8 protein-coding genes are annotated in these 13,012 nt (G+C 67.2%); 5 read left to right on the top strand and 3 right to left on the bottom strand.

Annotated elements, in window-relative coordinates:
• Positions 1–2 precede the first annotated feature (2 nt).
• The gene (thpR, locus tag FCU40_RS05255; RefSeq protein WP_168073385.1) at positions 3–539 is read left to right on the top strand and encodes an RNA 2',3'-cyclic phosphodiesterase; all 537 of its coding nucleotides are present in this window, start codon (positions 3–5) and stop codon (positions 537–539) included.
• Here the strand turns inward: thpR and FCU40_RS05250 are convergent.
• Positions 536–1,348, bottom strand: coding sequence for an undecaprenyl-diphosphate phosphatase (locus FCU40_RS05250; protein WP_004617292.1), 813 nt, complete (start codon positions 1,346–1,348; stop codon positions 536–538). The genes thpR and FCU40_RS05250 overlap by 4 nt on opposite strands.
• A 229-nt stretch (positions 1,349–1,577) precedes the next feature.
• On the opposite strand from FCU40_RS05250, the gene FCU40_RS05245 reads away from it, so the two are divergent.
• Positions 1,578–3,026 carry an NAD(P)-dependent oxidoreductase gene (locus FCU40_RS05245; RefSeq protein WP_168073383.1) on the top strand — a complete coding sequence of 483 codons (1,449 nt, stop codon included), beginning with the start codon at positions 1,578–1,580 and terminating at the stop codon, positions 3,024–3,026.
• 19 nt (positions 3,027–3,045) lie between these two features.
• Positions 3,046–7,569, top strand: coding sequence for a glutamate synthase large subunit (gene gltB / locus FCU40_RS05240; RefSeq protein ID WP_168073381.1), 4,524 nt, complete (start codon positions 3,046–3,048; stop codon positions 7,567–7,569).
• Between the two features lie 183 nt (positions 7,570–7,752).
• On the opposite strand, the gene FCU40_RS05235 is transcribed toward gltB, so the two are convergent.
• Entirely contained in the window at positions 7,753–8,187 is a 435-nt protein-coding gene (locus FCU40_RS05235; RefSeq protein WP_168073379.1) for a PaaI family thioesterase, read from the bottom strand.
• Positions 8,188–8,303: 116 nt separating this feature from the next.
• On the opposite strand from FCU40_RS05235, the gene FCU40_RS05230 reads away from it, so the two are divergent.
• Positions 8,304–9,917: a cisplatin damage response ATP-dependent DNA ligase gene (locus FCU40_RS05230; RefSeq protein WP_168073377.1), complete on the top strand. Its 1,614-nt coding sequence runs from the start codon at positions 8,304–8,306 to the stop codon at positions 9,915–9,917.
• Positions 9,918–9,962: 45 nt separating this feature from the next.
• Positions 9,963–11,720 carry an ATP-binding protein gene (locus FCU40_RS05225; RefSeq protein ID WP_168073375.1) on the top strand — a complete coding sequence of 586 codons (1,758 nt, stop codon included), beginning with the start codon at positions 9,963–9,965 and terminating at the stop codon, positions 11,718–11,720.
• A 60-nt stretch (positions 11,721–11,780) separates the two neighbouring features.
• Here the strand turns inward: FCU40_RS05225 and FCU40_RS05220 are convergent, their stop codons facing one another.
• On the bottom strand, positions 11,781–12,947 hold the full coding sequence (locus FCU40_RS05220) for a DegT/DnrJ/EryC1/StrS aminotransferase family protein (RefSeq protein ID WP_168073373.1): 1,167 nt from the start codon (positions 12,945–12,947) through the stop codon (positions 11,781–11,783).
• Positions 12,948–13,012: the final 65 nt, after the last annotated feature.

Here is a 13,012-nt window from a genome sequence, read left to right as displayed (position 1 = left end):
GCATGATCCGCCTTTTCACCGCCATCGCCATTCCGCCGGAGATCGGCCAGGGCCTGCTGCCGCGTCAGCACGGGATCGAGGGCGCGCGCTGGCGGCCGTTGGAGGCGTTCCACATCACCCTGCGGTTCGTCGGTGATGTTCAGGAGCCCGCGGCCGACGACTTGGACGAGGCGTTGGCGCAGATTTCGGCCCCGGCCTTCGATCTGGAATTGGCGAGGGTCGGGCATTTCGGCGAGGGCGCCGACATTCACGCCGTCTGGGCGGGGGTGGAGGACAGCGCGCCGCTGCGCCGGCTACAGAAGGCCCACGAGAGCGCGGCGCGCGCGGCGGGTCTCAAGCCAGAAACTCGGGTCTACACGCCCCACGTGACCTTGGCCTATCTGAAGAAGCCGGCCGTCCCCGAGGTGGGGGCCTGGATCCAGACCCATAACCTGCTGCGGTCGCCCACCTTCCATGTCGACCGGTTCGGTCTCTATTCCAGCTGGCAGACGAGCGCGGGCTCCGTCTACCGGCTGGAAAGGGAGTATCCGCTGCTCTAAACCGGCCAGTGGTGGGTGTACATCAGGGCCAGGCCGGCGACGCCGACAGCGATCCGCCACCAGGCGAACGGACCGAAGCCGCGCTTGCTGACGAAGTCCAGCATGTACTTGACGACCACCAGACCCGACAGGAACGAGACGACGAAGCCGATCGCCACCAGGCTGATATGGCCCGCGTCGAAGGCGTGGCGGTTCTTGTAGACATCCAGGGCGAAGGCCCCGACCATGATCGGGATGGCCATGAAGAAGCTGAACTCGGCGGCGGCGCGGCGCTCGATGCCGAACAGCATCGAGCCGACGATGGTCGAGCCCGAACGCGAGACGCCGGGCACCAGCGACAGGCATTGGAACAGGCCGACGATCAGCACCTTGTGCAACGGCAGGGCCATGGCGTCGTGATCGACGGCCGGCGGGGCCGTCTTGTCGACGACCAGCAGGATGATCCCCCCGACCAGCAGCGACCAGCAGATGATCAGCGGGCTTTCGAACAGGAACGACTTGATGATGTCGTGCAGCAAAAGCCCCGCGATGAAGGCCGGAATCACCGCGATGAGCACGCTGAGCGCGAAGCGGCGCGCTTCGGGCCGGGTGGGCAAGCCGATCAGCACGTTCCAGAGGCGGTGAAAATACAGCGCCACGACCGCCAGGATCGCGCCCAGCTGGATCAGCACGATGAAGGTGTCCCAGGACGGATCCTTCAGGCCCATCAGTTCCTTGGTCAGCAGCAGGTGGCCGGTGGAGGAGACGGGAATGAACTCCGTCAGCCCTTCGACCAGACCCAGAATGATGGCGTTCAACCAATCCGGCATTTTCTCGGCTCCATACCCCGTGCTGGCGTGCGCCTGACACGGTAAACAGGTCGTAAATCCACAAAGTTGACCATTTTGACCTTGTCTTGCGACTCGCTCTCAATGAACAGGCCGGGCGACGCTATATATAAGTCTATAAATTTGACCAACGCATTCTTCTTGCCCCGAAGAGTCCGTATGAGCCCTGCCTGAGCAATTTTTCTCCTTTGGGAGCGCCGAGGAACGTCGCATGGCCGAGCGGATGCTGAAATTCACGACGGTGGCCCGCAAGACGCCCGAGAAGCGCGCGGCGGACCAGCGCGCGGGCGACTTCCACGAGATCTACGCCGACTTCATCGACGCCAAGGCGACCGAGCAGGCTTCGCGCTGCTCGCAGTGCGGCGTGCCGTTCTGCCAGACCCACTGCCCGCTGCACAACAACATCCCCGACTGGCTGCGGATGACGGCCGAGGGCCGCCTGGAAGAAGCCTACGCCCTGTCTCAGGCGACCAATTCGATGCCGGAGGTCTGCGGCAGGATCTGCCCCCAGGACCGCCTTTGCGAGGGCAACTGCGTCATAGAGCAGTCTGGTCACGGCACGGTGACGATCGGTTCGGTCGAACGCTACCTCACCGACAAGGCCTGGGAGAACGGCTGGGTGAAGCCGCTGGTCGCCGGCGCGGCGCGCGGCCAGTCGGTCGGCATCGTCGGCGCGGGACCCGCCGGCTTGGCCGCCGCCGAGAAGCTGCGCGAGGCCGGCTATGACGTCACCGTCTATGACCGCCACGACCGCGCCGGCGGCCTGCTGATCTACGGCATTCCCGGCTTCAAGCTGGAGAAGGACGTCGTCGAGCGCCGCACCCGGCGCCTGGCCGATGGGGGCGTCGTGTTCAAGCTGGGCTTCGAGGTCGGCAAGGACGCGACGCTGGAAGACCTGCGGGCCCGGCATGACGCGGTGCTGATCGCGGTCGGCGTCTACGCGGCGCGCGACCTGACCGTGCCGGGCGGCGGCAGCAAGGGCGTCGTGCCGGCGCTGGACTATCTGATCGCCTCCAACCGCCTGAACCTGGGCGACGCCGTGCCGGCCTTCGAATCGGGCGAACTGAACGCCGAGGGCAAGGACGTCGTCGTGGTCGGCGGCGGCGACACCGCCATGGACTGCGTGCGCACGGCCATCCGCCAGGGCGCCAAGTCGGTCACCTGCCTCTATCGCCGCGACAAGGCCAACATGCCCGGCTCGATGCGCGAGGTCGCCAACGCCGAGGAAGAGGGCGTCACCTTCGAATGGCTGGCCGCGCCGCGCGCTCTTTCGGGCGAGGCAGAGGCGGTCTCGGGCGTCCGCGCGATCCGGATGCGCCTGGGCGCGCCGGACGCCTCGGGCCGCCAGAGCCCCGAGGAGATTCCCGGCGGCGACTTCGATCGCCCGGCCCAGCTGGTCGTCAAGGCCTTGGGCTTCGAGCCCGAGAACCTGCCGGAGGCCTGGTCGGCGCCGGACCTGAAAGTCACCCGCTGGGGCACGGTCAAGGCCGATGTCCGCGACCAGATGACCAATCTCGACGGCGTGTTCGCCGCCGGCGACATCGTGCGCGGCGCGTCCCTGGTCGTCTGGGCGATCAAGGACGGCCGCGACGCCGCCGACGCCATCGACCGTTATTTGCGCGCCAAGATCGGCGCGCCCGCGCTGATCGCGGCGGAATAGGAAAGAGGACCGAAGACCCATGAGCGAGATGGACCTCTATCTGAAGAACCGCCAGGCCCTGATCGACGGCCACGCCTATGACCCGACCACCGAGCGCGACGCCTGCGGGGTCGGCCTGGTCTGCGCCATCGACGGCCAGCCGCGCCGCGAGGTCGTAGAGCTGGCGATCAAGGCCCTGAAGGCGCTCTGGCATCGGGGCGCGGTGGACGCCGACGGCAAGACCGGCGACGGCGCCGGCGTGCTGGTCAGCGTCCCGCAGGACTTTTTCGTCGACCAGGTGCGCCGCACCGGCCACGCGCTTCGTCCCGGCCCCATCGCCGTCGGCCAGGTCTTCCTGCCGCGCACGGACCTGGGCGCCCAGGAGGCGTGCCGCACGATCGTGGAAGCCGAGGCGTTGCGGTTCGGCTTCTACATCTATGGCTGGCGCCAGGTGCCGGTGGACACGTCGGTGATCGGCGAGAAGGCCAACGCCACCCGTCCGGAAATCGAACAGATCATGCTGGCTCCGCCGGCCGGTCTGGAGGGCGAGGCCCTGGAGCGCGCGCTCTTCCTGTGCCGCAAGCGCATCGAAAAGCGCGTTCACGGCCAGAACATCAGCGATTTCTACATCTGCTCGTTCTCGGCCAAGTCGCTGATCTACAAGGGCATGTTCCTCGCCGAGCATATCGACGAGTTCTATCCCGACCTGAAGGACGAGCGCTTCGCCGCCGCCGTGGCGATCTTCCACCAGCGCTACTCGACCAACACCTTCCCGCAGTGGCGACTGGCCCAGCCGTTCCGGATGCTGGCCCACAACGGCGAGATCAATACGATCAAGGGCAACATCAACTGGATGAAGTCCCACGAGATCAAGATGGCCGCCCAGGCCTTCGGCGAGTTCGGGGATGACGTGAAGCCGGTGATCCAGCCCGGCGGCTCGGACAGCGCCAACCTGGACAACACCTTCGAGGTTCTGGTCCGCGCCGGCCGCGACGCGCCGATGGCCAAGGCCCTGCTGGTCCCCGAGGCCGCCAATCCGAAGATGAAGGACGCCCACAAGGCGCTCTATTCCTACTGCAACGCCGTGATGGAGCCGTGGGACGGTCCGGCCGCCCTGTGCGCCACCGACGGCCGCTGGGTCGTGGCCGGCAAGGACCGCTCGGGGCTGCGGCCGCTGCGCGTGGCCTATACCGACGACGGCCTTGTGATCATGGGCTCGGAAGCGGGCATGTGCGGCGTCGAGGAAAGCCGCATCACCCGCAAGCTGGCCATTTCGCCGGGGCGGATGCTGGCCATCGACCTCGCCGAGGGCCGTCTCTACGACGAAGAGGCCATCATCGACGAGCTGGCCGGTCGCCACCCCTACACCGAGTGGCTGGGCAACATGGTCGATCTGGAAAAGCAGATCGGCCCCGGTCCCGAGCCGCGCAAGTACGGCCGCGAGGAGCTGACGCGCCGCCAGGCCGCCGCCGGCTACAGCCTCGAAGATCTGGAAATGATCCTCGCGCCGATGGTCGAGGAGGGCAAGGAAGCCGTCGGCTCTATGGGCGACGACACGCCGCTGGCGGTGCTATCGGAGAAGTACCGTCCGCTGAGCCACTATTTCCGCCAGAACTTCAGCCAGGTGACCAACCCGCCGATCGACCCGCTGCGGGAGACCGGCGTGATGAGCCTGAAGACTCGCTTCAAGAACCTCGGCAACATCCTGGCCCAGGACGCCGCTCAGGCGGATGTGTATGTGCTGGAAAGCCCGGTGCTGACCACCGGCATGTACGAGCGCATTCACGGTCTGCTGGGCGAGAAGAACGTCGCGGTCATCGACTGCACCATGCCCTTGCCCGCGCCCGAGGCTCGAGCCGGCGACGCCTTGCGCGCCAATCTCGACCGCATCCGCGCCGAGGCCGAGGACGCCGTGCTGCGCGGCTGCGGGGCCATCATCCTGACCGATGAGCATAGCGCCGAGGACCGCGTCGCCCTGCCGATGATCCTGGCCACCGGCGGCGTTCACGCCCACCTGGTCGCCAAGGGTCTGCGCAGCTACGTCTCGATCATCGTCCGTTCGGCCGAGTGCCTGGATACGCACTATTTCGCCGTGCTGGTCGGTGTCGGGGCCACGGCGGTCAACGCCTATCTGGCCCAGGAAAGCTTCCAGGATCGCCTGGAGCGCGGCCTGGTCGGCGACAAGACGCTGCGCGACGTCTGCATCAACTTCAAGACCGCGATCGAGGGCGGGCTGCTGAAGATCATCTCCAAGATGGGGATCAGCGTCATCAGCTCGTACCGGGGCGGCTACAACTTCGAGGCCGTCGGTCTTTCGCGCGCCCTGGCGGCGGAATTCTTCCCCGGCATGCCCTCGCGCATCTCGGGCATCGGTCTGGCCGGCATCGAGAGCAAGACCGTCGAGCTGCACCGCAAGGCCTGGGGGACGCCCGCCGTCACCCTGCCGGTCGGCGGTCTCTACAAGGCGCGTCGCTCGGGCGAGGCCCACGCTTTCGAGGCGCGGCTGATGCATACCCTGCAGACGGCCTGCGACACCGGCGATTACGAGCTCTATCGCCGCTGGTCCAACGGCCTGCGCACGCAAAAGCCGATCCAGCTGCGCGACCTCTTGGATTGGCGCTCGGACCGCAATCCAATCTCGACCGACGACGTCGAGAGCGTCAACGAGATCCGCAAGCGCTTCGTGACCCCAGGCATGAGCCTGGGCGCGCTGAGCCCCGAAGCGCACGGCGCCCTGAACATCGCCATGAACCGCATCGGCGCCCGTTCGGTCTCGGGCGAGGGCGGCGAGGACAGCGCGCGCTACAAGCCGCTGCCGAACGGCGACAACCCCAACAGCGCCATCAAGCAGGTCGCCTCGGGCCGCTTTGGCGTCACCGCCGAGTACCTGAACCAGTGCGTCGAGCTGGAGATCAAGGTCGCCCAGGGCGCCAAGCCCGGCGAGGGCGGCCAGCTGCCCGGCTTCAAGGTCACCGAGATGATCGCCCGCCTGCGGCACTCCACCCCTGGCGTCATGCTGATCAGCCCGCCGCCGCACCACGACATCTACTCGATCGAGGATTTGGCCCAGCTGATCTATGACCTGAAGCAGATCAATCCGATCGCCCGGGTCACGGTGAAGCTGGTCGCCGCCACCGGCATCGGCGCGATCGCGGCCGGCGTGGCCAAGGCCAAGGCCGACGTGATCCTGGTCGCCGGCGGCGTCGGCGGCACCGGCGCCTCGCCCCAGACCTCGGTCAAGTACGCCGGCGGTCCGTGGGAAATGGGCCTGTCGGAAGCCAATCAGGTTCTGACCCTGAACAATCTGCGACACTCCGTCGTGCTGCGCGCCGATGGCGGGATGCGGACCGGCCGCGATATCGTCATCGCCGCCATGATGGGCGCCGAGGAGTTCGGCATCGGCACCGCCTCGCTGGTGGCGATGGGCTGCATCATGGTGCGCCAGTGCCATTCCAACACCTGCCCGGTCGGCGTCTGCACTCAGGACGAGGCCCTGCGCGCCAAGTTCACCGGCACGCCGGACAAGGTCATCAACCTCTTCACCTTCGTCGCTGAAGAGGTGCGCGAGATCCTGGCGGGCCTGGGCTTCCGATCCCTGCAGGAAATCGTCGGCCGCACCGACCTGCTGGCCCAGGTCAGCCGCGGCGGCGAGCACCTGGACGACCTCGACCTGAACCCGCTGTTGGTGCGCGCCGATCCGGGCGCGAACAAGCCCTACTGCACGGTCGAGGGCCGCAACGCGGTGCCGGACACCCTGGACGCCCAGATCGTCCGCGACGCCGCCCCGCTGCTGGAGCGCGGCGAGAAGATGCAGCTGACCTACACGGTCCGCAGCACGGCCCGCACCATCGGCACCCGCACCTCCAGCCACATCGTCCGCAAGTTCGGCATGAAGGGCCTGCCCTCGGGCCACCTGACCGTCCAGCTCAAGGGCTCGGCCGGTCAGAGCCTGGGGGCCTTCGCGGTCCAGGGCCTGCGCATCGAGCTGACCGGCGAGGCCAACGACTATGTCGGCAAGGGCCTGTCGGGCGCGACGATCGTGATCAAACCCGCTCGCGGCCTGGCGGCGCCGGAAACCAACACCCTGATCGGCAACACCGTGCTGTTCGGCGCCACCTCGGGCCGGCTGTTCGCGGCGGGCCAGGCGGGCGAGCGCTTCGCGGTCCGTAACTCCGGCGCCACCACGGTGGTCGAGGGCTGCGGCGCCAATGGCTGCGAGTACATGACCGGCGGCCAGGTGGTGATCCTGGGCCCGACGGGCGGCAACTTCGGCGCGGGCATGACCGGCGGCATGGCCTTCGTGTTCGACCAGCACGACCGCTTCCAGGACAACATCAACCCGGACAGCATCGTCGTGCAGCGCCTGGCCTCGCCCTACTGGGAAGGCGTGCTGCGCTCGCTGATCGCCGAGCACGCCCGCGAGACGGACTCGGTCTTCGCCGAGACGCTGCTGCGCGACTGGGATCGGGCGCGGGGCCAGTTCTGGCAGGTCTGCCCGAAGGAGATGGTCAGCCGCCTGCCCCAGCCCCTGATCGCCCAGCAGCCGGTCAACGAACGCGCTTAGAGCCTGTCCGCTTCAAATGGAATCGTTTGAAGCGGATAAACAGGCTCTAAATTCAAATATTTAGAGCGCGTTCGAGCGATTTAACCGCTCACACTTAAACCTAACGCGCTCTAGGCGTAGGGTCGCCCTCCGGCCGCGTCTAGAAGCCTCGCCCCGAGCCAGTCGAGGGGCGAGGTTTTCGTTTCACGCCGCCGCTTTCGCCGCCTGGACCTTGAACGTCGCCCGAGCGCGGGCGATCGGCTGGCCATCGGCGCGCACCGTCGCTTCGGCAAAGCAGATCGAGCGGCCCAGCTTGATGAAATCGGTGTCGAACTCGAGCCATTGGCCCAGCTTGGCCGACCCCAGATAGTCCAGCGTCAGCGAGACGGTGACGAGCCCGGCGGTCTCCCGTTCAGCGGCGGCAAGGCCCACGCCTAGCGATAGGCCCATGGCGTTGTCGGCCATCGCGGCCAGAAAGCCGCCGTGCGGCATGTTCCGCGAATTGCAGTGCTCGGGGCGCACGTGGACGCCCAGAACCAGCCGGTCCGCGCCCGGCTTGGCGTACAACGGCTCCCAAGGATCCGTCAGGGGGCTCTTGCGGACGTGGGGCGAGAAACCTTCGGGCAGCGCCTGGTCCATGACCGCCTCGCGAATTCAAACATCTGTTTTAATCTAGCATCGACAAGCGACTTGCGCGAGAGGTCGGGTCCGCCCGTTATGAAGCGGCTGAACGAAAGGAGATCGCTCGACATTCCATGTCCATGCGCGCCTTCGCCCATCTGCTCGACCGGCTGTCCCTGACCACGTCTCGCAACGCCAAGCTGACCTTGATCGGGGACCACCTGCGCCAGACGCCGGATCCCGATCGCGGCTACGCCCTGGCGGCGCTGACCGGCGCGCTGTCGTTCAACGCCGCCAAGCCAGCCTTCATTCGCAAGGCGGTCGAGGCGCGGATGGACGCCCAGCTGTTCGCCTGGTCCTACGACTATGTCGGCGATCTGGCGGAGACCGTCGCCTTGGTTTGGCCGTCGAGGCCGGGGGCCAATCGGCCGCCGGAGCTGTCCGAGGTGGTCGAGGCTCTGCGTTCGGCGTCGCGCGCCGAGGTCCAGCATCTGATCGAGGGCTGGCTGGACGCCCTGGATCCGGACGGGCGCTGGGCGCTGCTGAAACTGATGACCGGCGGGCTTCGGGTTGGCGTTTCCTCCCGCCTGGCCAAGCAGGCCTGCGCTCAGTTCGGCGGTGTCGAGATCGGCGAGATCGAGGAGGTCTGGCACGTCGTCGAACCGCCCTATGGCGATCTCTTCGCCTGGCTTGAAGGTCGTTCCGAACGCCCTTCGCCCGACGCCCCCGGGCGGTTCCGGCCCGTGATGCTGGCCCAGCCGATCGACGAGGCCGTCGATTTCGCCAAGCTGGATCCGGCCGACTATGTCGCCGAATGGAAGTGGGACGGCATCCGCGTTCAAGCGGTGTCCGAGCGGGGCGAGCGGCGGCTCTACAGCCGCACCGGCGACGACATCTCGGCCGCCTTTCCGGACGTCGTCGAGGCGATGGACTTCGAGGGAGCGATCGACGGCGAACTCCTGGTGCTGCGCGACGGCGCCTTGGCCCCGTTCGGCGACCTGCAGCAACGGCTGAACCGCAAGACCGTCGACGCCAAGCAACTGGCCACTTTTCCCGCCGGCGTCCGGGCCTATGACCTGCTGCTGGACGGCGAGGTCGATCTTCGAGGTCTTCCCTTCGTCGAGCGTCGATCAAGGCTCGAGGCGTTCGTGGGCCGGCTGACGACGCCGCGCATCGATCTCTCGCCCCTGCAGCCCTTCGACAGTTGGGAGGAACTGGCCGCCCTGCGCCTGGAACCGCCCGAGGGCGACGCCCGCCTTTCGGAGGGCTTGATGCTGAAGCGCCGCGACAGCGTCTACGAGCCCGGCCGCCCGAAGGGTCCGTGGTTCAAATGGAAGCGCGACCCGCAGCTGATCGACGCGGTGCTGATGTACGCCCAGCGCGGTCACGGCAAACGATCCAGCTTCTATTCCGACTACACCTTCGGCGTCTGGCGCGAGGACGAGCAAGGGCGGCGGAGCCTGACTCCGGTCGGCAAGGCCTATTTCGGCTTCACCGACGAGGAGCTCAAACGGATCGACAAGTTCGTTCGCGACCATACGGCGGAGCGTTTCGGCCCAGTGCGCTCGGTTCGCGCCGACCAGGACTTCGGCCTAGTGTTCGAGGTGGCTTTCGAAGGCCTGCAGCGCTCGACTCGGCACAAGTCGGGCGTGGCCATGCGCTTTCCGCGCATCCACCGCATCCGTTGGGACAAGCCGGCGCGCGAGGCCGACGAGCTCAAGACGCTGGAAGCGATGCTGGACGCTTGAGCGATGTTCACGTCTCCTTTGCCTGTCCGGCCTAAGGAAGAGACGATGAACGCGTCCTTACCGTCCGTGTTGGCCGTCTTGCTTCCGCACCTGCGGATCAATGCGAAGGAGCGTTACCGCCAGGCCTATTCGCGCGTCGGGTTGACGGTTCTTCTGAGCTGGGCGCTGGGTCTGATCGGACGCCTGGACCTGATCCCGCTGTGGCTGACCGCGAGCCTGTCGGTCCAGGCGCTGGAGTTCGTGGCGGTTCGGCCTTTCGCCAGGGGCGGGTTGCCCAAGCATCATCTGGCGGCGCGGGTCGTCCTGATGTTGGCGTCGATGTTGTCGATGGCCGTCGTACATGCCGGCGCGGCGCTGATCTTTTGGCGAAGCGGTCAGCCGCCGCTGATGGCCCTGGCCGTGATGGTGCTGATCGGGGGCGCGCTGAACAACGTCGTCTCGGGAGTCGACAGCCGTCCGCTATTTTATCTGGGCTTCACCCCCTACGCGATCGGCCTGGCGGCGACGCCGTTTCTGATGCCGCAGGCCACGCGCGGCCAGGGGGCCATTGTCGCCGTATCGGTGGGCTTCATGATCCTGGCGCTGCACACGATCTGGATGCGTATGCACCACCAGCGTCGCGCCCTGTTCGCGGCCCGCGAGGAAGCCGACCGGCGGCGCGTGCAGACCGAAGAGGCGCTGTCGGAACGCACCGCCATGGCGGCCATCGTCAGCCACGAGCTGCGAACGCCGCTGTCCGCCATAGTCGCCGGCGCCCAGCTGATCCGCGGCGGCGCCAGTCCCGTCCAGACCCAGGCGACGGCCAACCTGATTTTCGACGCCGGACAGCTGATGACCGGTCTGCTGACCGACATGCTCGATCAGGCCAAGATCGAGGCCCGCGCCATGAGCCTGGAAGAGCGCGATTTCGACGTGTTGGGGGCCATCCGGGACGCGACGCGCTTCTGGACCGCTAACGTCAAGGCCAAGGGCCTGGCCCTGCGCGATCCCCCCGGTGAACAGCCATCAATCTGGGTGCGCGGCGATCCATTCCGCCTGCGTCAGATCCTGAACAACCTGCTGTCCAACGCCATCAAGTTCACCGAGCGCGGCGTGATTGAGATCCGACTGGCCGGCGAGGCCGTCGGCGACGCCAAGGTTCGCGTCGTCATCGAGGTCGAGGACAACGGTCCCGGAATCAGCCCCGAGGCCATGGACCGGCTCTTCACGCCCTATGCCCAGGCTTCCCAGGAAACAGCGCGGACCTATGGCGGCACCGGCCTTGGGCTGACGGTGAGCCGGCAGCTGGCGCGCCCGATGGGCGGTGATCTGGAGGCCTGTCCGGTCGCCGCCCGGGGCGCGGTGTTTCGCCTGACCCTGGTTTTGCCCATCGGGCGGGAAGAGGCCGCGCCGCGCTCGGCGGATGAGGGTCCGGCCCTGGCGCCGTCGGTCGGCGACCTGCGCGTTCTGGCCGTGGACGATCACGAGATCAATCGCCGGACGTTGGCGCTGGTGCTGGAGCCTCTCGGCGTGACGCTCACCACCGCGCCCGACGGAAACGAAGCCCTGGAGCGGCTCGAGGCGCAGGCCTTCGACGTGGTGCTGATGGACGTCAACATGCCGGGGTTGGACGGCCGCGAGGCCACCCGACGCCTGCGGGCTGGCAAGGGCCGCAACCACGACATTCCCGTCATCGGCTTCAGCGCCGGCGTGGCCGCCGATGAGGTCGAGGCTTGCCGGGCCGCAGGCATGACTGACTGGCTGGCCAAGCCGCTCGACATCGCGGCGCTCTACGCGGCCCTGGACCGCGCGCGAGCGGGTTAGAGCGCGTTAGGTTTAAGTGTGAGCGGCTAAACCGCTCGAACGCGCTCTAAATAACTGAATCTAGAGCCTGTCCGCGAAAGCGCGAATGGCGTCGATGATCCGCGCCTGGTCGCCTTCGGTCAGGTAGGGGTGCATCGGCAGGGCCAGCACCGTCTGGGCCTTGGCCTCGGTCACCGGCAGACCGCCCGCGCCGCGCGGATAGCCGGCATAGGGCGCCTGGGCGTGCATCGGCACGGGATAATAGACCGCCGTCGGAATGCCTTGGGCCTTGAGATGCGCGGCCAGGCCGTCGCGGTTCTGGTGCTCGATGACATACTGCGCCCACACCGAGACGCCGCCGTCGATCACCGTCGGAGTCGCGATCACCGCGCCCTTCAGGCCCTCGGCATAGCGCTGGGCGACGACTTGGCGCAGGTCGATTTCTTCGGCGAAAATCGCCAGCTTCTCGATCAGGATCGCCGCCTGCAGGGTGTCCAGGCGCGAGTTCATCCCGATGCGGGTGTTCAGGTATTTCGGGTCGTGGTCGAAGGTGCGGCCTTGCAGGTCCGGGCCGACCGCCTTGCCGTGAACGCGATAGCTGTCCATCAGGTCCCAAAGGGTCTGATCATTGGTCAGCACCGCCCCGCCGTCGCCATAGCCGCCCAAAGGCTTGGCCGGGAAGAAGCTGGTGGTGGCGACATCGGCCCAATGCAGCGGATGATGGCCGTTCAACGTGCAGCCGAAGCCTTGGGCGCTGTCGGCGATCAGCTTCAGGCCCTCGCGATCGCAGATGGCCTTGATCGCCGGATAGTCGGCGGGCTGGCCAAACAGGTCGACCGCGATCACGACCTTAGGGGTCAGCTTGCCCTCGGCCTTCACCCCGGCGATGGCGGCGTCCAGCTTGGCGGGGTCGAGGTTGAAGGTGTCGGGCAGGATGTCGACGAACACCGGCGTGGCGCCGACCCAGGGCGCGACCTCGGGCGTCGCGGCGAAGGTGAAGGACGGGCAGAACACCGCGTCGCCCGGACCGATGTCCCAAGCCATCAGCGGCAGGGCGATGGCGTCGGTGCCATTGGCGCAGGACAGGGCCAGCTTGGCTTGGCCGAACGCCGCCAGCTTGGCTTCGAACTCTCGAACCTGCGGGCCCATGACATAGGCGCCGCTGTCCAAAACCTTGGCGATGGCGGCGTCGATCTTGTCGCGGATTCGGCGCTGCTGCGCGGCGAGGTCGATGAAGGGCATGGTCATGGCGCCACGCTCTAGTGGGCGTTCATGACGAATTCGAGCCAATTGATGTAACCGACTGTTTCCCC

The organism is Caulobacter sp. SSI4214, from assembly GCF_012184455.1.
Classification (GTDB): Bacteria; Pseudomonadota; Alphaproteobacteria; order Caulobacterales; family Caulobacteraceae; genus Caulobacter; species Caulobacter vibrioides_E.
Note: the sequence above shows the minus strand (reverse complement) of the source record. Positions and strands in the feature narration are given on the sequence as shown.